General features: G+C 63.6%; 15 protein-coding genes. 6 read left to right on the forward strand and 9 right to left on the reverse strand.

Going from position 1 to position 20,769, the window contains the following annotated elements; genetic code table 11:
- Positions 1-71 precede the first annotated feature (71 nt).
- The gene (locus RAD10_RS02550; protein WP_461616198.1) at positions 72-1,295 is read left to right on the forward strand and encodes an ABC transporter substrate-binding protein; all 1,224 of its coding nucleotides are present in this window, start codon (positions 72-74) and stop codon (positions 1,293-1,295) included.
- Between the two features lie 45 nt (positions 1,296-1,340).
- Here RAD10_RS02550 and RAD10_RS02555 read toward each other — a convergent pair whose 3' ends face one another.
- Together RAD10_RS02555 and RAD10_RS02560 are read right to left on the reverse strand one after the other, a co-directional pair.
- Positions 1,341-2,846 carry a glycosyltransferase family 2 protein gene (locus RAD10_RS02555; protein WP_461616199.1) on the reverse strand — a complete coding sequence of 502 codons (1,506 nt, stop codon included), beginning with the start codon at positions 2,844-2,846 and terminating at the stop codon, positions 1,341-1,343.
- A gap of 48 nt (positions 2,847-2,894) precedes the next feature.
- Entirely contained in the window at positions 2,895-3,665 is a 771-nt protein-coding gene (locus tag RAD10_RS02560; RefSeq protein WP_091964371.1) for a helix-turn-helix domain-containing protein, read from the reverse strand.
- Between the two features lie 185 nt (positions 3,666-3,850).
- On the opposite strand from RAD10_RS02560, the gene RAD10_RS02565 reads away from it, so the two are divergent.
- The 3 genes from RAD10_RS02565 to RAD10_RS02575 all read left to right on the forward strand — a co-directional run bounded on the left by RAD10_RS02565 (position 3,851) and on the right by RAD10_RS02575 (position 7,965).
- Positions 3,851-6,112, forward strand: a complete 2,262-nt coding sequence (locus RAD10_RS02565; protein WP_461616200.1) for a marine proteobacterial sortase target protein — start codon at positions 3,851-3,853, stop codon at positions 6,110-6,112.
- A 127-nt stretch (positions 6,113-6,239) separates the two neighbouring features.
- Positions 6,240-6,809, forward strand: coding sequence for a class GN sortase (locus RAD10_RS02570; RefSeq protein WP_461616201.1), 570 nt, complete (start codon positions 6,240-6,242; stop codon positions 6,807-6,809).
- A gap of 163 nt (positions 6,810-6,972) precedes the next feature.
- Positions 6,973-7,965 (forward strand): glycosyltransferase, encoded by a 993-nt coding sequence (locus RAD10_RS02575; RefSeq protein ID WP_461616202.1) that lies wholly within the window; start codon positions 6,973-6,975, stop codon positions 7,963-7,965.
- 11 nt (positions 7,966-7,976) lie between these two features.
- Here the strand turns inward: RAD10_RS02575 and RAD10_RS02580 are convergent, their stop codons facing one another.
- On the reverse strand, positions 7,977-9,623 hold the full coding sequence (locus RAD10_RS02580) for a glycosyltransferase family 2 protein (RefSeq protein ID WP_461616203.1): 1,647 nt from the start codon (positions 9,621-9,623) through the stop codon (positions 7,977-7,979).
- 200 nt (positions 9,624-9,823) lie between these two features.
- Here RAD10_RS02580 and RAD10_RS02585 point away from each other — a divergent pair, with 200 nt between their 5' ends.
- Complete coding sequence (locus tag RAD10_RS02585; protein ID WP_461616204.1) at positions 9,824-12,043, forward strand: acetate--CoA ligase family protein; 2,220 nt, start codon at positions 9,824-9,826, stop codon at positions 12,041-12,043.
- Between the two features lie 144 nt (positions 12,044-12,187).
- Positions 12,188-13,018: an MlaD family protein gene (locus tag RAD10_RS02590; protein ID WP_461616205.1), complete on the forward strand. Its 831-nt coding sequence runs from the start codon at positions 12,188-12,190 to the stop codon at positions 13,016-13,018.
- Between the two features lie 40 nt (positions 13,019-13,058).
- Here the strand turns inward: RAD10_RS02590 and RAD10_RS02595 are convergent, their stop codons facing one another.
- The 6 genes from RAD10_RS02595 to urtD all read right to left on the reverse strand — a co-directional run bounded on the left by RAD10_RS02595 (position 13,059) and on the right by urtD (position 20,654).
- On the reverse strand, positions 13,059-16,049 hold the full coding sequence (locus RAD10_RS02595; RefSeq protein WP_461616206.1) for an autotransporter outer membrane beta-barrel domain-containing protein: 2,991 nt from the start codon (positions 16,047-16,049) through the stop codon (positions 13,059-13,061).
- A gap of 322 nt (positions 16,050-16,371) precedes the next feature.
- Entirely contained in the window at positions 16,372-17,412 is a 1,041-nt protein-coding gene (locus RAD10_RS02600; RefSeq protein WP_461616207.1) for an aliphatic amidase, read from the reverse strand.
- A 42-nt stretch (positions 17,413-17,454) separates the two neighbouring features.
- A complete protein-coding gene (locus tag RAD10_RS02605; protein WP_461616208.1) occupies positions 17,455-17,829 on the reverse strand; it encodes an FmdB family zinc ribbon protein in 375 nt (124 codons plus the stop codon).
- A gap of 111 nt (positions 17,830-17,940) precedes the next feature.
- Positions 17,941-19,170 carry a formamidase gene (gene fmdA / locus RAD10_RS02610; protein WP_018316778.1) on the reverse strand — a complete coding sequence of 410 codons (1,230 nt, stop codon included), beginning with the start codon at positions 19,168-19,170 and terminating at the stop codon, positions 17,941-17,943.
- Positions 19,171-19,197: 27 nt separating this feature from the next.
- On the reverse strand, positions 19,198-19,887 hold the full coding sequence (urtE, locus tag RAD10_RS02615) for an urea ABC transporter ATP-binding subunit UrtE (protein ID WP_461616209.1): 690 nt from the start codon (positions 19,885-19,887) through the stop codon (positions 19,198-19,200).
- 11 nt (positions 19,888-19,898) lie between these two features.
- Positions 19,899-20,654, reverse strand: coding sequence for an urea ABC transporter ATP-binding protein UrtD (urtD, locus tag RAD10_RS02620; RefSeq protein ID WP_461616210.1), 756 nt, complete (start codon positions 20,652-20,654; stop codon positions 19,899-19,901).
- Positions 20,655-20,769 lie beyond the last annotated feature (115 nt).

The following is a 20,769-nucleotide window of genomic DNA, read 5'->3' on the forward strand; positions in this document are numbered from 1 at the left end:
AGCGCCCCTCGCGGGCGCTTTTCTTTTTTGAAGTGCCTGCTCCACCCAACAAGAAACCCCAAGGAATTTCCATGAAAAACAAGAAACTCGTCCTGCTCGCTGCGGCAACTGCCCTGACATTGCTCTCCACCCAGGGCGCTTTCGCGCAGAAGAAATACGACACCGGCGCCAGCGACACCGAGATCAAGATCGGCAATGTCGAGGCCTATTCCGGTCCCGCTTCCGCCTACGGCATCATCGGCAAGACCGAGGAAGCCTACTTCAAGATGGTCAACGACCAGGGCGGCATCAACGGCCGCAAGATCAACTGGATCTCCTATGACGACGGCTATTCGCCGCCCAAGACCGTGGAGCAGATTCGAAAGCTGGTCGAAAGCGACGAGGTCTTCCTGGTGTTCAACGCGCTGGGCACGCCGACCCAGACCGCCGTCCAGAAATATCACAACTCCAAGAAGGTGCCGCAGCTCTTCCTCGCCACCGGCGCTAGCAAGTGGAACGACCCGAAGAACTTCCCCTGGACCATGGGCTTCCAGCCCAGCTACCGGGTCGAGGCCCAGATCTTCGCAAAATACATCCTGAAGGAAAAGCCGGACGCGAAGGTCGCGATCTTCTATGCCAACGACGATTTCGGCAAAGACTATGTCGCCGGTATCAAGGATGTTTTCGGCGACAAAGCATCGAAGCTGATCGTCGCCGAAGAGAGCTACGAGACGTCGGAGCCATCGATCGACGCCCATATCGTCAAGCTCAAGGGCACCGGCGCCGATGTCTTCGTGAACATCTCGACGCCGAAGTTCGCGGCGCAGGCCATCAAGAAGATCGCGGAGCTGGAGTGGAAGCCGATGCACCTGATGACCGACGTCTCGGTGTCGATCGGCGCCGTGATGAAGCCGGCCGGCCTCGAGGCATCCGAAGGCGTGCTGTCGGCCGGCTATCTGAAGGACGCCTCGGATCCGCAGTGGAAGGACGACGAGGGCATGAAGAAGTTCATGGCCTTCATCGACAAGTACATGCCGGGCGCGAACATTTCGGACGCCAATCTGGTTTACGCCTACGCCGCGGCCCAGACGATGGTCCAGGTGCTGAAGCAGTCGGGCGACAACCTGACCCGTGAGAACGTGATGAAGCAGGCCGCCAGTCTCAAGGACTTCGTCCCCGACACGCTGATCCCGGGAATCAAGATCAACACCTCCGCCACGGACTTTGCGCCGATCGAGCAGCTCAAAATGTGGCGCTTCAAGAAGGGCCAGTGGGAGCTGTTCGGCGACATCATCAGCGCGGAGACCGGAGGCTAGCTCGACCGACCTACTGAAACACACCGAATAGCGGCCGAAAGGCCGCTATTCTTGTTCAGCGAGCAGCGCTGCCCTGCCGGCGATTTCGGCCTCGCCGCCGACGTCGATCGCCACGATGGACAGGCCGAGAGGACGCGAATCGCCGACGCCCCTGAGCACCGGGCATGACCACGCAAGGGTGGCGATACCTGATGGCGGCAGATCGAGGCTAAGCGTATAGCTGTCGCAGCCGATCACGATCGCGGCGGGATCGACAGGCGCGCCGTCGAGATAGAAATGCGTGCCGATCGCGTCGAGCGGCGCGCGAAGTGCCGGGCTTCGAATGCGGACGATGTTGCGGCCGGGCGGCCCCTCGATCCGTAGGGCAGCCTGCGGCTCGCTCCACCGGAAAGTGTAACCGGCGGAAGACTCTTCGGCATGGAAGCCGATCTGCGCAAGAACGTGCTTGCCCATGAGCCCGGCAGCGGGTCTGCCCCGCCGGTACAGGTGGGAAATGCAATCGAGTCTCTGAAGCCTTATCAGTGCGGCGATGTAGCGCTTCATCCATCGGCCGATCGCCTCGCTCGACCCGATGCGCTCCAACGCCGTCAAGACCGTGCGTGCACGTATGACCCCCAGACGGGCTGCCGCACGCGTGCCGAGCCCGCCGAACAGAGCCGGTGCGACCCAGCGCAAAAAGGCACGCAGCATCTCATCGGGCCGCTTCCAGCCCCGCCCCGCGAGGCTGTCGCGCACGAGTGCTTTCAATGCATGGCGGGCGAGCGAGGCATCGAACTCGCCCTGCTTGCTCCAGTCGAGCGGAATTTCCAGCAGCTCGCTGCCGGGATCGTCGCGCGCCTCACTGAGATAGCGTATCTGGCCCTGCACAAAATCGCGCGTAAAGGTCTCGAGCTCGTCGAGCCTGCCGACGTAGTAGTGATGGACGCAGGCTCCATCCAGATAACCGATGACGTGACCGCGCGCATAATAGCTGGCGGCGAGTACCCATTCGGCAAAGTGACCCAGATCCGTGCGCAGGCCGCCGCACTCCTCGTAGACGTCCCGTCGTGTCACGAAACACTGATCGAGCACCTTGAGCCAAGGATGCACCTTCATGCCGAATTCGATGTCGGCTTGGTACATCGCAGCTTCTGCCTCCGACAAGGCATTGTGGCAAACCGGGATCGAACGGCAGGAGAATCCCGACCAATCGGGATGATCTTCAATGGCGCACAAGCAGAGTTCGAGTACGTCGGGTTCGGGACGGCAGTGTGATTCCGTGAAGAAAAGGTAGGAGCCGCGGGCCTTCGCCGCGCCCAGCGCACTCAACTCGATGTCGTGATTGGATTCGCTGTATTCGAGATGCGCATCGTCGCCGACGAGCGCCTCGATATCCGCGCGAAGTTTGGCGTCCGGCGGTACGGCGAGGATGATCTCATACAGAGATCTGTCTACGCTCTGTGATGTCCAGCCGAGCCAGGATTGCCGCCACTGCCCGCGATGGTCGTCGAGCGGGATGATGATGGAGAACAGCGGAGATTCGCCGATGCATGGGGCGCGCGCGTTCTGCATACCCCCTTATAGACGCAGGCAACGCCATTCCGGATTCTTTCTTGCGGACTATACCGACAGAAACAGTGCGAAGGATTCTTCCACCGTGCGGCGCAGATGCTTTCCGTACAACGCATGGTTGGCGTCGCCGGGCCCGACCCTCCCCAGCGACGGCTTCGGGACGTTCCGGAGCGGAACGTAGGCGATCGGCGCTGCGATCGGCGTGAGCTGTGAACCAGGCCCGGCGCGGAGCGTCGAGATGATGCCGTACATCTCGCCGGCGACCGTCGGCCGCGACACTGTGATCACGCGATGCTGGCCGTGCTTGATGATGACGAGGTAGATGAAGCCTGACTGATGCGGGACGGCGACCTCGCCGGTATGCTCGTAGGCGGTATCGGTGCGATCGCCCTCCCGAAAGACCAGCGAAGACACCTTCGGCTCCCAGACGATCTCGGTGCGGTACGCGAAGATCGCGTCCTTGTCGCCGAACGACGGCCGCAGCGTGATGTAGACGTCCTCGAGCCAGGTCACGGCCCGATGCGCATAGGAGCCAAGACTGTCGGGAGCGACATCGTTGGCGGCCTGAGGCGCCGCAACGACGGGGCTCTTGCGCAAGGAGACGCCCAGCGCCTGCTCCAGCCGGACCGTGGTCGCCAGCGTAAACGGCCGCCGGCCGCCGAGCACCTTCTCCAGCGTCGACAGGCTGAGCTTGGCCTGCTCGGCCAGCGTCTGCCGGGAGATCCGGCGTCTGGCGAGCTCCTCGCGAATGGTCTCGGCGATCTCGCGGCTCTGCTCGTCCGAAAGCTGCTTGTCGGTGAGTTTATCCTGCATCTGCATCGCTAATCCTGCTCCAGCACGGCCATTCTAGCAGGGCGGACAAACCAGCACAAAACCACACATGGGCGCCCCACGGCAGCCTGCCCGGGCCGGCCGCGGCGGAACATGACCGATCATTCTGCTCGCGAAATCGGCCCCTCCCGGCGAATGCTCGGAGCCAGCAAACGTCCTTCCGGAGCAGGCCAATGGACACCTACGACACAGCCGACAACGACGAGCACCCCATGTTGAAGGGGCTGATCAAGCTCGGATTGTTTCTTCTCGCGCAGGGTATCGCGGTGATGCTGATGGCCTTCGTGGCCCTGCTCGTTAGCTTCGGGACCAGTTGGTCGGCAACGACCGAGCAGGCCAGCCTGCTCCAGCCCGGCGACGCCAGGTCCGGCTCCCTCCTCCTGAAGGAGGATGGCGCCACCACCGAAGCGATCCGCCTTGGCACCGACGTCGACATCACGGTCTCGGGCCCGACGCTGCGCGCGCGCGTCACCCAAATCTTCCGCAATCCGACCAAGGACTGGGTCGAAGCAATCTATGTCTATCCGCTCGCGACCGGCGGCGCCGTCGATACGCTGAAGATGGTGGTCGGTGACCGCGTCATCGTCGGAGACATCAGGGAGCGGCAGCAGGCCCGCGTGATCTACGAAGAGGCGCGCCGCACCGGTCAGAGGGTGGCGCTCACGGAGCAGGAGCGGCCGAACATCTTCACCAATTCGGTCGCCAATATCGGCCCCGGCGAGACCGTGCTGGTGCAGATCGAATATCAGGAGCCGGTGCATCAATCCGGCAATGAATATTCACTGCGACTGCCGCTGGTGGTCGGACCGCGCTACAATCCGGCGCCGATCGTCCAGAGCGTCGACTTCCGCAAGGACGGATCGGGCTGGGGCACGGCGACCTCGGACCCGGTCCCGGACCGCGACCGCATCTCGCCGCCTGTGCTGGATCCCGCCAGGAATGCACCGGTCAATCCGACCAGCATCACGGTGCGCCTGAAGGCCGGCTTCGCGCTCGGCGAGGTCAAGAGTCACCACCATAAGGTCAAGATCGAAAGTCCGGACAATACGGATCGCGTCATTACGCTGGCCGACGGTGCCGTCCCCGCCGACCGCGACTTCGAGCTGACCTGGAAGCCCGCCGCCGAGAAGGCGCCGTCGGTCGGCCTGTTCCGCGAACATGTCGGTGATGCCGACTACCTGCTCGCCTTCGTCGCTCCGCCCAGCGCCGAGCAGACGACGCAAAAGCCGCTGCCGCGTGAGGTCGTGTTCGTGATCGACAATTCGGGGTCGATGGGCGGCACGTCGATCGTCCAGGCCAAGGCCAGCCTCGCCTATGCTCTGTCCCGGCTCCAGCCGACCGACCGTTTCAACGTCATCCGCTTCGACGATACCATGGACATGCTGTTTCCCGCCTCCGTGCCGGCAGACGCGACCCATGTCGGTGATGCCACCTCGTTCGTGAGCGCGTTGCAGGCACGCGGCGGCACCGAGATGGTGCCGGCGATGCGCGCCGCACTGGCCGACAAACTCGGCGACACCGGCACGGTTCGCCAGGTCATCTTCCTCACCGACGGCGCAATCGGCAACGAGCAGCAATTGTTCGAAACGATCACGGCGATGCGCGGCCGCTCGCGCGTCTTCATGGTCGGCATCGGGTCGGCGCCCAACACCTATCTGATGACCCGCGCCGCCGAGCTCGGCCGTGGCGCCTTCACCCATATCGGTTCCGTCGAGCAGGTCGAGGAGCGCATGCGCGGCTTGTTCGCCAAGCTCGAAAACCCGGCCGTGACCGGCCTTACCGCGAAATTCTCCGAGGCCAACGCCGACATCACCCCGGCGATGATCCCCGACGTCTATCGCGACGAGCCGCTGGTGCTGGCGGCAAAGCTCGACAAGCTCGCAGGCTCGCTCGAGATCAAGGGGCGCATCGGCGACCGTCCATGGTCGGTGACGCTGCCGCTGCAAAATGCAGCCGAGGGCAACGGCCTGTCGAAACTCTGGGCCAAGCGCAAGATCGGTGACGCCGAAGTGGCGCGCGCCATGCGGGAGCTCGCGCCCGAGGAGGCCGACAAGGCGATCCTGGCGCTGGCGCTCGACCATCAGATCGTCACGCGCCTGACCAGCCTTGTCGCCGTCGACAAGACGCCGAGCCGGCCCGAAGGCGCGCCGCTCAAGCTCAGCGAATTGCCGATCAACCTGCCGGCCGGCTGGGAGTTCGAGAAGGTGTTCGGCGAACGGCCGCAGGTCCCGGCACACTTGCGCGAACGCCATGCCGATGCGCGCACCTCACCCGCCGCGCGGCGTCCGACACCCGCAGCGCCTGACGCGATCCGTCTGCCCAAGACGGCAACTTCAGCCGAGCTGAAGATGACCGCAGGCCTGGTCCTGATCGTGCTCGCCCTGATCCTGTTCGTGTTCAACCGGCGTCGGCTCTTGCTCACCGACGCCGCTTGAGAGAGGAGCCTCCCCGAACTCCTCTGTTAGCGCGCGCGGCTGCCCGTCCCATACCAACGGCCGCGCGCGTCTTTTTTCCTGTCATTGCGAAGAGCGAAGTGACGAAGCAATGACGAGAGTAGATGTCATGCCCCGCCTCTTATCTCCCCTGGTTCTGGCACTGATCGGCCTCATCTTGTTCGGCGACGGCGCCTACATCCATGCCAAGGCGTGGCTGGCGCAGTTGCTGCTGGAGCGCGCGTTCGACAAGAGCCTTGCGACGGGCGAGGTGATCAAGCCGTGGGCATGGGCCGACACCTGGCCGGTCGCGCGGATCGAGGTGAAGCGGATAGGCGCCAGCGCGATCGTGCTGGAAGGTACGAGCGGCCAGGCGCTTGCCTTCGGGCCGGGCCATATCAGCCGAACGGCTGATGCGGGCGAGCGCGGTGTTGCCGTATATGCAGCGCATCGTGACACACATTTCCGCTTCTTGCGAAATGTTGCCGTCGGAGACGTCGTTGAGATCACCCGCCGCGACGGCAAGCATTTTCGCTATCGGGCGGATTCTTCGGCCGTTGTCCGTTTCGACGCGTCGGGCGTCGATCCCTCAGCGCAGGGGGCGGAACTCGTGCTCGCGACCTGCTGGCCGTTCGACGCCGTTACGTCCGGCCCGGAGCGCTACGTCCTGCATGCCACCTTGATCGAAACACGTGAATAGCGGTTCGCAATCGGCCCGTCCGGGAACGATCGAGCCCTCTCAAACCGCGCCGGACACGCCGGGCCATCGCGTTTGACGCGACCGTGAACTGGCGCCGCCGACCAGAGACCTGTAAGAAGGTCCCATTGATTTTTGGACGTTGTAATTTGCGAAAGCTCGATAGATGGACGACGAGTTCAGGCAGCGCCTCGAACAGCGAATGGAGCAGCTCGAAAATCGCGTCGCGCTGTTGGAAAGGAATCAGGATCTCATCGCCGCCGGGCAAAGGCGCTCCTCGCTCCGGAGCCTCTGGCGGCGTCCTCCGATGTGGACCTTCGAGCAATATCCACCGCGCTTGCTCAACCTGACGGCTTTCCCGCCAGCGCCCTCGACCCACGAGAATGCACCGCGGATCGCGATGGTCACACCGAGCTACAATCAGGCGCAATATCTCGGCGCCACGATCGACAGCATCGTGAGCCAGAACTATCCTAACCTGTATTACCACGTGCAGGACGGCGCCTCGATCGACGGCACCGCTGACCTCCTAAAGTGCCGCGGCGAGAGCATCAGCTGGAAGAGCGAACCTGACAGCGGACAATCGAACGCCATCAATCTCGGCTTCGCCGGCGTCGACAGCGAGATCATGGCCTATCTCAACAGCGACGACATGCTGCTGCCGGGGACGCTGGCCTATGTCGCCAACTACTTCACGTCGCATCCCCATGTCGACATCGTCTATGGGCATCGCGTCTTCGTCGATCGCGAGGGACTCGAGGTCGGCCGTGCCGTGCTACCGCCCCATGACGGACGCGCGCTGCAGTATGCCGACTATATCCCGCAGGAGACGATGTTCTGGCGCAGGCGCGTGTGGGACAGGATCGGTCCGATCGACGAAAGCTTCCACTACGCGATGGATTGGGACTTCATCCTGCGGGCGCAGGCCGCGGGATTCAAATTCGTGCGCCTGCCGCGATTTCTCGCCTGCTTCCGAATCCATGATGCCCAGAAGACGGCATCGACCTACGCGATCGGCGTCCGGGAGATGGGCATCCTGCGGCGCCGCGCTCTCGGCTTCGATCCGACACAGGTACAGATTCGCCGCGCCATCGCCCCCTATCTCGCGAGGCAGGTCGTCTTTCACTACGCCCACAAGCTGAGCCTGCTAGGGTACTGAGCGGGCGGCGATCACCCACCTCGTGCCGAATGAACGTCGTGATCGAGCCAGACCCGCTCGAGCCCGATGCCGAGCGGCCGCGCGTCGGAGCTCAGTCCGAGATCCGCGGGCGAGCGTGGATCGGATAGCGACAGGCTGATCGTCAGCGTCCCGTCGGCGGCAATCGCGGCGGGATCGAGCATCAACCTTCGCAAACCCGCGAACGCCTCTCTCGAGAATGTCAGTTGCTGCGGCGCTCCGTTGCCGACGCGGCAGGCCGCCCGCAATTGCGGATTTCCGTCGGAAACGAAAGCCCGGCACGCCAGCACAAGCTCGACCGGCCGTGACGGAATGGGATGGACCTCGAATTGGAGCACGCAGTTCCTGGCAATGGACCAGGTGCCCCATTGCTCCGGCTCGCTCCATCCCTCGATCAACGCGGCGACGCCCGCTCCGCCATGCGCGAATTCGAGCTCCTTTACGCCGAGGACCGGCGAGGACACGGGAGCCTTCAGAGCGGTCGGATCGAGCGGCCCCTGATCCGGAACGAATTGCGCGATCACGCGCACTGCGTCCGCAATCGAATTGAGCCCAAGCGCAGAACCATCCAGCTCGTAAACCACACGGTTCGGTCCGGTCACGCGAACACCCCCGCGGGGTGGCGGCCGATCCGCAAGGCGGGCAGGAATGATGATGTCAGCAACGTCGAACCCAGGCGTGCGGGCGAGTTCGCCGATGGTCTGCACGGTCCGATCATACAGGGGCGGCCGATGGTTGATGTCGGTCGCGAGCGCCTGTGCCAGCGCCTTGAAGTCGAGCCGCACATCGCCGTGATCCGCCAGCAGCAGACGCTTGAGGACAAGCATGTCCTTGGCGATGAAGAGCTGAAGGGCGTTGAGATCGGGGAGTTGGGGATCCTCGTCAATGGGTCCGAAATCGCGCGCCCCTCGCGGCGTCTCGAGCAGATCAGCGGTCTCGAAGAACAGCGCGTGACCGGTGCTGTGCTGCGAGAACCCGGCCATGCTCAGAGGCCGCGACAGTCGGATGAAACTGTCGGTCAGTGCAGCGTTGGCGATACCGGACGCCACGTCGGGCGATAGACCGATGAAGTAGCGCCCACCGATCGCACGCATCCGATCGATGATGCTGCGGCGGACGAACGAATTGTAGATCATCGGCAGATGCGCATAGTTCGCCTGGAAACCGAAGATGCGCCTCAGTTCGTCGCGCGACGAAACTCGCTGTGCGGACGAGGTCAGGTCGATCTCGGCGAGCAGCCGGTTGCGGAAGGCCGCATGGTAGTAGCTCGGCCAGTGATAAGTGTAGGCGCTCCAGCTCAGGAGATCGATGTTTCGGCCGGAGAGCATCTCCGATGCCGTGGCACATGCATAGGGCATCAGCCCGTCGTCGTCGCCGATGAAGGCGACGTACTCGCCCGAGGCGTGGCCGAGCGCCGCCTCCCAATTGTCGGTCATGGTCAGAACGGTCTCGCTGGCAAAATGCCTGAAGCGCTCGTCCTGGAGGTCTGCGACGATCTTCGCAATCTCGGGATTGCCGCCATTGTTCTGAACGATGAACTCGCAATCTGCATGCGCAGGCTGGCACGCCATGGTCGCGAGCGCATGGCGAAGCGTGTCGGGACGATCGAGGGTCGGCACCACGATGGACAGCAGCGGCATGATCACCAATTGAGAGAATGAGGGTCACGGTTTCCTAGCATCTTGCCGGACCGTTCGCACTTTCGCCAAAAGTCTCGTGATGCTAGCCTCATCGCCAAATCCTGCCCATTCCGTCTCGCGGCATGGAGCGGCCACGATCAGCCCCCGAAGCCGGCGCGCGGGGCGCGCGTTGCAACAAGAACAAGAAGTGAGGGAAGCGCATGGAAGCTCAAGTGCCCGCCGCATCGGTTTCTCCGCGCTCATGGTCTCCACCGCCCGACGCCGGAGAGATCGTCAAGGGCATCCACGCCATGCTGCACCCGCACAACATCGTGCTGGTGGGTGCAACCGACAAGCCCGGCAATTATGCCGAACGCATCTGGAATAATCTGATCAAGTACGGTTACGAGGGCGGCCTCTATCCGGTCAACGCCAAGCGGGAAACCATCTGGGGCGTCCCCTGCTACAAGGACTTTGCGAGCCTCCCGGAAAAGCCGGATCACGTTCTGGTGCTGGTGCCGGCGCGCTTTGCGGTCCAGGTGATCCGCGATGCCGCGGCCGCCGGTGCACGGTCGGCCACCATCGTCACCTCGGGCTTCAGCGAGTTGCAGGACGAGGAAAGCCAGAAGCTCGCGGCCGAATTGCAAGCGGCGATACGTGAGACGGGACTTGCGGTCACCGGCCCGAATTGCCTCGGCAACTTGAGCGCCGGCGAAAAGCTCTTCACCAACATCGACGATCGCATCGTCACCATGGAACAGGGCGCGGTGGCGATCGCCGGGCAGTCCGGCGCCATCGTCATGGCGATCCGCCAAGCGCTGGAGGATCGAGGTGTCGGCGTCGGCTACATGGTGACATCAGGCAATGAGGCCGGGCTCGAGACGCCAGACCTGATGCGCTATTTCGCCGAGGATCCGAGCATCAAGGTGATCGTCGTCTACCTCGAAGGCGTGCGCAACACCAAGGCCTTTCGCGAGGCCTGCAAGGCAGCGCGCGCTGCCAGCAAACCCGTGATCGCACTCAAGCTCGGTTCGTCCGAGGGTGGCCGGGCCGCGGCGATGGCACATACGGGTGCGCTTGCAGGCTCGATCGAGACGTTCGACGCCATTGCAACGCGCGAAGGCGTCATCCGCGTCGGCGGGCTCGACGAGCTGATCGAGACCACGGAATGCTTCGTTCATTGCGGCGTGCCCAAAGGCGACCGGCTCGCGGCCGTCACGCTGTCGGGCGGCAAGCGCGGCATGCTGCTGGACGCCTTCTATGCCGAGGGCCTGAACTTTGCGCCACTCAGCCCGCACGTCGGCTCCGAGCTGGCAAAGATGCTCGGGCCCGGGTCGATCGTCGGCAACCCGCTCGACGCCGGCTTTGCCGCGGTGGTCGATCCCTCCGTCTACATGAAGTCGATCAAGCTCATGATCGACGATCCCGATATCGACATCGTCATCGTCGATGCCGAGCTGCCCAAAGCCCCGCACGAGCTTCGCGAGCGCAATTTGCGCATCGTCGACGACATGGCGCGCCAGGGCGGCAAGCCCGTGATCTATATCAGCGCGATGTCGATCGGCTTCACCGAGTTCACCAAGACCTTGCGCAAATCGCTGCCGCATCTCGCGGTCATGCAGGGCATGGACCGGGCGGTGACCGCGATCAAGTCGCTGCTCGACTACGCCAGGCTGCGCAAGGAGGTACCCGATATCGTATCGAGCTCGAAACCTGCCGCGCGCACCGTGCTGGAGAAGGCGCTGAAATCGGCGAACGGTGCCGCGCTCGACGAGGTCGCCTCGAAGAAGCTCCTGAAGGCCTATGGCATTCCGATCTCGAAGGAAGCGATCGCGCAGACGGCGGCCGAGGCGGTGAAGATCGCCAAGCAGGTCGGCTTTCCGGTCGTGGCAAAACTCGTCAGCGCCGAGATCCTGCACAAGTCCGATATCGGCGGCGTGGTATTGAACCTCAACAGTGCCGCCGAGGTGAAGAAGGCGTTCGCCGATATCACGGCCCGGGTGAGCAAGTTGAAAGGCAAGCCGAAGCTGGACGGCATCCTGATCGCGCAGCAGGTCAAGGCCGAGCTCGAGCTCGTGGTCGGCGCCTCGCTCGATGCCGAGATGGGACCTGTCGTGCTGTTCGGGACCGGCGGCATCGACATCGAGCTGATGAAAGACGTCGCGCTTGCCGGCGCGCCCTTGGACGAAGCCGAGGCGCGGCTCCTGATCGGCCGCACCAAGGCCGGCATCAAGCTGCGCGGCTATCGCGGCAAGCCGGCCCTGCACGAGGCCTCCGCGGTGAAAGCGCTGGTCGGCCTGTCCAATTTGATCGCGGATGCCGGCGACCGGATCGCCTCGATCGACATCAATCCGTTCCTGATCAACACCAGGACGGGCGTAGCGGTCGATGCGCTGATTGTGCTGAACAATGCTGCTGCCAGGCGGGTTGCCGGGCATTGAGGCCGTAGGGCGGATTAGCGCCAGCGCAATCCGCCAATTCACACGACTGCTGCGGCGAAAACGGCGGGTTACGCTTCGCTAACCCGCCCTACCTACCATGGGGGGCTCCTTCCAACTTCCCCGCTTTGGCCGTAGAATCGCCTGATGGCACGCGCGAGTAATCTGGTGATCGGAACGGCGACGCTGGCGGTGATCGCCGTGGCGTTCGGCGGCCTGCTCGGCGTGCAGAAATGGCGCACCATCCAGAGCCGCAGCCAGTTGCGCGTGGTATTCGAGGGCGGGTCCGCCAGCGGCCTGCGCCGCGGCGGACCGGTCAATTTCGACGGCGTGCCTGCGGGCCAGATCCTGTCGATCAAGCTGGACAATCCGCGCAGGATCGTGGCGCTGGTGATGCTCGACAACACCGCGCCGATCCGCAAGGACACCGTGGCGGGCATCGAGTTCCAGGGCCTCACCGGCGTTGCCGCGATCTCGCTGATCGGGGGCGCGCCTTCCGCGCCGCCGGTGCCGCTGGACTCGGACGGCGTCCCCGTGCTGACCGCCGATCTCAGCGACGCCGAATCCATCGTCGACACCCTGCACAGTGTCGACCGCACCATCGTCAGCAACGCCCCCGCGATCAAGGAGGGCCTGCGCACGTTCGAGGACTACACCGCCGACCTCCGGAGCAAGGGTGGCGAAATCGACTCCATCATGGCCAAGGTCGACACCGCCTTCGCGGGCTTCGACAAGGCGGTCACGAAGATCGAGGGCGTGGTGCCCGGCTTCGTCGACGGCAAGGCCGACGAGCTGTTCGAAAAGATACAGGGGCTGCACGAGCTCGCCGACACCATGAGAAAGAAATCGGCCGGCTACCTCGAAGACATCCGTCGCTCGCTGCTCGACGTCAGCGAGGCTGCCAACAAGATGAGCGGGACGCCGGCCCCCGCTGCCGCCCCGCGCCCGCCGCGCAAGCCGCCGCAGAAGAAGCAGTGACGCCTCCCCTGTCCTCCCTCTCAAGGGAGCCGACCATGCCTCACCACGCGTAGCGTACGACGCCCTTGCCGGCGTAGGAGCGGGTGAGGTTCGAGAACTCTCCCTCGAACGTCGCCGATGCAGACCAGCCGTTCATCCAGTTCATCTGCGCTGATGCGGTGGTCAGAGCCGAATCGCGCGCCTGGGCGGCACCGTTCACGACGAAAGCCGATCCCGGCAGGGTCTGGAACACCGCGCCGACAGTGCGGTCCGGGTTGTAGTCATGCGCCCAGGCGAGGCGGCCGCGCAGGGTCACCAGGCCACCGGCCGCGGCAAACGATCTGTCCGCGCGCAGGCCGAGCTCGGTGCGGGTGCTGGTCACGTCCTTGGCGACATAGTTGAGCGCGAAGACATTGCTGCCGACCACGGCTGCCTCTGCATAGGTCGGAAGGCTGAACAAGGTGGCCTGGAGCGCGGCATAGGGCGTGACGCCGGCCCATTGCGTGGCATAGCGATAGCCGCCCTCGATGCGCCCCGAGATCGCGTTGGCGTTGAACTGCGCCCGCAACTGGTCGTAACCGGCAGCCGTCACGACGCGGTTGGTCGTGACGTCCTGCCAGCCATAGGCGAGCGCCGCCGTGATGTAGGCAGGTCCCGCCGTATGACGCACGAAGGCACCGGCCTGGAATAGATCGGAGCGACCCCAGCCGAGCCCGTTGACGTTGAAGGCGGTCCCGCCGCCTGCGAGTGCAAAGCCCGCAATCGTCGACGGCGAGAAGCGGTAATCGAGGCCCACGGCAGTGCCGTAGACACTGCTGCTCGTGTTGTTCGAGCCGAGGCCGGCATTGCCGTCCGTGGTCTGCGAGCCGCCATAGCCGGCCGTCCACACATCCCAGCGCTGCTCGAAGGTTGCCGCCGGTGCCTTGCGGTAAATCGAGGCGAAGGCGTCGCGCGCGCTCTTGTCGCGCGCATTCGCGTCCGCGGCAAATGGCGACGCGCCAGGCGTGCCGCTGCGTCCTGAGCTGAAGACGTCGGTCAACAGGCTCATGAACAGGTTCATCGCATTGAACGTCGTCTGCTGCGATCCCGTTGCGGATTCACCCGAGGCCTGCGTCAGGCCCCCGGGACCAAGACCCGCGAGTTCGGCCTGCAGGAAGCCGTTGGTGTTGAAGAAGTTCTGAAGGGTCGTTGCGACGTTCTGCTGGTTGACGTTGAGCGCGTATTTCGCGCCGTAGTTCAGCGTGAAATCGAGGAAGACCTCGTTCGATCCGACGGTCGTCGTGCCGATGAGGCCACCCGGCGCGGCAACGCCCGAAAAATTCCCGACGGAGGTGCCGAAGAAGTTCATGATCGAATAGTGCTTCATCACCGCGGCGCCCGGATACAGCGCGACGCCGACAGTGCCGTCCAGCGCGACATTGCCGGTGACGAGCGCGTGGCTCGTGCTGGATCCGCTACCGACCTGCACCACATAGACCGAGCCGGACTGAAGCGTGAGATCGCCCTGAACCTGCATGCTCGAGCCCGGGCCGCCGTCGCCGGGCGCATAGATGCCGCCGTTGGCGATGAGGGTATTGCCAACGATTCCGGCGCCGAACAACGCACCACCTGCATTCACGGTGGTCAGGCTCGACTGCGAGATGTCACCATCGACCCGCAGGATGCCGCCGTTCACCGTGGTCGTGCCGGTGTAGGTATTCGCGCCCGAGAGGATCAACGTGCCGCTGCCGACCTTTTCCAGCAAGCCGGGGCCGACGGGACCGCAACCGCAGGTATCACCGATGACGCCGCTGACCTCGGTCGAGAGGTTGTTACCGCCGACGACGAGGGTATTGCCGCCGCCGATGTAGTAGAAGCCGCTGCCTTCGATCGATCCTGCGGTGATGCGACCATCGCCGGCCGGACCGGTGCCTCCACCGAAATCGACGACGCCGGTCCCGATGGTGATGAAGCGTGCGTTGCCGCCGGTGGAGTTGTCGAAGAATTCGGTCCTGCCGCCGTCCTTGGTGATGATCGTGGCATTGCCGGCCGTGGTGAACGCGCCGAAATCGGTGAGACCATCCGCTTCATTGATGATGGTTGCATTGCCGGCGGTCGCCGTGTCGGAGCCGGCGAACGTCCCAAACACGGTCCCGCCAAAATCCTTGTTCACGATCGTCGCCGAGCCCGCCGAAGATTGCTCGATGAATATCGTGCCGCCGCCATTCTTGTTGGTGATGTTGGCCGTGCCTGCATTAGTCCGTCCGAAGAAGCCGATCAAGCCGCCGTCATTGATGATGGTGGCCCGACCGGCCGTCGCGGTGTCGGCTCCACCCCCGAGCGGATCGCCGAAATACACCTGCCCGTTGTTGGTGATCACGATCGAGCTGGCGGAGGTTGCGTTGAGGAACATCGTCGTGCCGGAGAAGGCGTTCAGGATCGACGTGATTCCCGACGTGTCGGCATTGACGATGCTGAAGAGGCCCTCGTTGGTGACGGCGCCGACCATGCTCGCGGTGTGGGTCGCGTCACCGAGCTGCAGGGATCCGCAATTGCAGATGAAGGTGCCGCCGGTATAGGAGTTCGCGCCGAGCAGCGCCAGGGTACCTGGTCCCTGAACATTGATGCCGTCGCTGCCGACAATGCGCGAAACGATCGCGGCCGAGGGATCGCTGGTGCCGGTCACATCGTTGGTGACGAACGTGGTGCCGCCCGCAGCCAGCCTGAGGTCGCCGCCCTGAATGGTATAGATCGAGCCGTCGGCGGTGAGGTCGAAGCCCACGAGGCTGGTGAGCTGCACGCCGCCCGGCGTAACCGTCACCGTGCCGCCCGTCGCCGGCGTCGAGGGAGCGCTGCTTCCGAACAGCGTGCCGGCTGACGCGGGATCATAGGCCGTGCTGGTCGCTCCAAAGAAGTCGGTCCAGTTGGTCGTAGTGTTGTCCCAGACGCCGCCCCCGCCGTTGACGATGCCGTTCGGCGTGGTCTGTGATCCGTTGAAGACCTGCTGGGCCCCGACTGGGCTCGCCATAACGATTGCGCTCGAGACGAAGCCGGCCCCGAATGCCACGCGCATTACCGCGGCACTCCGGCGCGAGCAACTCCCCCCGCTCGATCGCAACCAAGCCCCCACGCTCGTTCCTCACCCCGCGGCGCTCCCCAGCGGCGCCGCGGGGAACTTAGGCGAAGAGGATGGGCGGTAGAACTACGGGGCATCGAAAATCTGCCCACGGGCCCCCCAACTGGGGCAGATTCAACAGCCCATGTTGTAACCGCGCCACGGTTTTGCCGGGCGCCATTCCCATTCCGCGCACATACGGGCGCATGAGAACGTCCGCATTTGTGGACGGCCATTCACATCAATGGTTGACCGTCCAACTCATGGTGCTGGCAAGGGCTCAGTAATTGCTCGGAGACGACCCATTCGGGATGCCGTCAATCGGACATTCGTCCGTGCCGGGGGTCGAGCGGGTCATCGCCTCGACCATGTCCCTCGTCCCTTCGGGATCCTTGATCCAGTTCTTGTAGAAATCATACGGGCACGCCGCGACGCCGCGCGGGCTTTCGCCGGAGTTGATCATGCCGGTGTAGCCGCGGTGGACCAGCTTGTAGAGATGGTTCTGCGACTGGCCGTTGCGGCGCGCATCGCGGATCAGGTGTTTCGACAGCTGTGCGTACTGGATGCCGTAATCCTCCTCGCCGCATTCGCCGAGCGTACGGCCGTCGAAGCCGATGATCGCGGAGTGGCCAAAATAGGAATAGACGCCGTCGAAACCGGCGGCATTGGCGACGGCGACATAGACGTTGTTGGCCCACGCCATGGCCTTCGAGATCAGAACCTGCTGCTCCTTGGCCGGATACATGTAGCCCTGGCAGCGCACGATCAGCTCGGCACCCTTCATGGCGCAGTCGCGCCAGATCTCCGGAAAGTTGCCGTCGTCGCAGATGATCAGGCTGACCTTCATCCCCTTGGGGCCGTCGGAGACATAGGTGCAATTGCCGGGATACCAGCCCTCGATCGGCACCCACGGCATGATCTTGCGGTACTTCTGCACGATCTCGCCCTTGTCGTTCATCAGGATCAGGGTGTTGTAGGGCGCCTTGTTCGGGTGCTCCTCATGTCGTTCACCGGTCAGCGAGAACACGCCCCACACTTTTGCCTTGCGGCAGGCCTCGGCGAAGATCGCGGTCTCCTCGCCGGGCACGGCGCACGCCGTCTCGTACATCTCCTTGGAGTCGTACATGATGCCTTGCGTGGAATATTCGGGAAAGATTACGAGGTCCATGCCGGGCAGGCCGGCCTTCATGCCCACCACCATGTCGGCGATCTTGCGGGCGTTATCGAGCACCTCGGCCTTGGTGTGCAGGCGGGGCATCTTGTAGTTCACCACGGCGACGCCGACGGTATCGTTACTGCTCGAAATGTCACCGTGAAGCATGTTGGGCGCTCCTGTCGTTTATTGGTTTGAGGTCATCGCGCGCTAATGGCTGATCATCCAGGGCCGTGCCGTCGGGAAACCCTTGGCGCCGCTCCCGGTCTTGGTCATCAGCCGCGCCGGCTTTTTCTTGTCTGACGCGTTCTTCTTCACGGTTTTGCCAGTGGAGCAGCAGCCGCAGCCCGGACCGTGCGAAGCCTTGTATTGCGCGAGCGTCTGCGGCGCATGGGTGCTGCGCTCGTTGACGGCATGCGCCTTGCGCTTCTCGGCCGGCATGCAGAAGAAATTCGGCGCGGTCAGGATCACGCGCGGCGCCGACGTCTCGCAGCGCGGGCAGCTTTGCGGATCGTCGCACTCGGCCATCGGGCGCAGATCCGTAAAAGGTCCGCAGTCGTCACAGAGATATTCGTAGACCGGCATCGCATCACCTAAGCTCTTGCCTGTTCATACAACTCGCTGCCACCATTCGTGTGGAGACAGCCCCTCACCCCAACCCTCTCCCCGTAAGAACGGGAAGAGGGAGCGCACCGGCTACTTGTCGGGCGAGATCGGCATCTGGATATCGCCGGTGATGTGCTTGATGGGACCTGCCGCCGACGGCATCACGTCGAAGTCGAAGATCTCCGTCGGCAGCCACAGCGTGGCGCAGGCATTGGGCACGTCGACCACGCCGGAGATGTGGCCCTGGCACGGCGCGGTGCCGAGGATCGAATAGGCCTGGGCGCCGGAATAGCCGAACTTCTTCAGGTACTCGATCGCATTGAGACAGGCCTGGCGATAAGCGATGTGGACGTCGAGATAATGCTGCTTGCCGGCTTCATCCACCGAGATGCCTTCGAAGATCAGATAGTCCTTGTAGTTCGGCGTGATCGGCGACGGCTTGAAAATCGGGTTCTTGATGCCGTATTTCGACATGCCGTCCTTGATCACCTCGACCTTCAGATGCAGCCAGCCGGCCATCTCGATGGCGCCGCAGAAGGTGATCTCGCCGTCACCCTGGCTGAAGTGCAGATCGCCCATCGAAAGACCCGCACCCGGCACATAGACCGGGAAGTAGATCTTCGAGCCGCGGGAGAGATCCTTGATGTCGCAATTGCCGCCATGCTCGCGCGGCGGCACCGTGCGCGCCCCCTCCGCGCCGATCTTGGCCTTGACGTCGCCCTTGGCGCGGCCGCCATGGGCGGTCGCCGCGAACGGCGGATTGGCAAGGCCCGGGACGCGGGTCGGATTGGTCGAGATCAGCTCGGCCTCGCGCTTGTTCCAGGTCTCCAGCATCTTCGGATCAGGAAGACAGCCGATCAGGCCGGGATGGATCAGGCCGGCGAAGTTGACGCCGGGCACGTGGCGCGACGACGTATAGAGGCCCTTGATGTCCCAGATCGATTTCTGCGCCAGCGGGAAATGGTCGGTGAGAAAACCGCCGCCATTCTGCTTGGAGAAGAAGCCGTTGAAGCCCCACAGGCTCTCCTTCATCGGACCGACGTCGAGCAGGTCGACGACAAGGAGGTCGCCGGGCTCGGCGCCCTTGACGCCGATCGGACCGGACAGGAAGTGCACGATCGACAGGTCGATATCGCGCACGTCGTCGGCGGAATCGTTGTTCTTGATGAATCCGCCGGTCCAGTCATAGGTCTCGATGATGAAATCGTCGCCGGGATTGACCCAGGCCACGATCGGGATGTCGGGGTGCCAGCGGTTATGCACCATGTCATTTTCGTAAGCCGACTTGGTGAGATCGACCTTGATCAGTGTCTCTGGCATCGAGATGCTCCCCTTTTACATGGTTGGTTAGACGGACAGATATTTCGAGACCTGTGCGGCATCGACGGCATCGCGCGGATCGTCGCGCACGATCTCGCCGTTCTCGATCACCAGCACGCGGTCGGCGATGTCGAGCGCGAAGCTCAGGACCTGCTCGGACACGACGATCGAGAGCCCCTTCTCGTCGCGGATGCGCTTCAGGGTGCGCGCCATCTCCTTGATGATGGAGGGCTGGATGCCTTCGGTCGGCTCATCCAGCAGCAACACCTTCGGTTTGGTTGCGAGCGCACGCGCAATGGCGAGCTGCTGCTGCTGGCCGCCGGAGAGATTGCCGCCGCGGCGGCCTTTCATCTCGAGCAGGACCGGAAACAATTCGTAGATGTCGCCGGGCACCTCGGATTCACCCGCGACGACGAGGCCGGTCTCGATGTTCTCCTTCACCGTCATGGTGGAGAAGATCATGCGGCCCTGCGGCACATAGGCGAGACCCTTGGCGACGCGCTCGTAGCTCTTGAGGTTACCGAGCTCAGCGCCGTCCATGGTCACCGAGCCTCTCCTGGCCGGCAGGATGCCCATCAGCGACTTCATCAGCGTGGTCTTGCCCATGCCGTTGCGGCCCATGATCGCCACGATCTCGTTGGGCGCGACCTTGACGTTGAGCCCGTGCAGCACCTCGCTCTGGCCGTAGGCGACGTGAAGATCGGAAATTGCCAGCATCGAGATTCTCCTCAGTGCCCCAGATAGACTTCGATGACCTTGGGATCGTTCTTGACCTTCTCCATGGTCCCCTCGGAGAGGATCTGGCCCTGGTGCAGCACGGTCACCTTGTGGGCGATGTCCTCGACGAACTTCATGTCGTGCTCGATCACCAGCACCGAACGGTTCTTGATGATGCGGTTGAGCAGCTCGGCGGTCTTGGCGCGTTCGGACACGCTCATGCCGGCGACCGGCTCGTCGAGCATCAAGAGGTCCGGATCCTGGATCAGCAGCATGCCGATCTCGAGCCATTGCTTCTGACCATGGCTGAGCTCGTCGGCATAGGTGTTGAGCTTGTCCTTGAGGAAGATCATCTCCGCGACCTCCTCGACCCGATCCTTCACGAGCTGGTCGCGCTGAAAGGTCAATGAGCCGAACACGGTGCGGCCGCGCGGGAACGAGATCTCGAGGTTCTCGAACACGGTGAGATCCTCGAACACCGATGGCGTCTGGAATTTGCGTCCGACGCCGGTCTGCACGATCTCATTCTCCCTCATCTTCGTGAGCTCCTTGCCACGAAACTGGATCGAGCCCGAGGTCGCCTTGGTCTTGCCGCAGATCAGGTCGAGCACCGTGGTCTTGCCGGCGCCGTTGGGACCGATGATGACGCGGATCTCGTTCTCCTCGACGTAGAAGGAGAGATCATTGACCGCCTTGAACCCGTCGAACGAGACCGTCAATCCGGAGACAGCGAGCAGGAATTCCTTGGGTTGATGACCGACGAGCATGATCTATCTCCTCACTGCCAGCGCGGCATCGGCATCGTGATGACCGACGAGCATGATCTATCTCCTCACTGCCAGCGCGGCATCGGCATCGTGATGACCGACGAGCATGATCTAT

The organism is Bradyrhizobium sp. 23AC, from assembly GCF_054863025.1.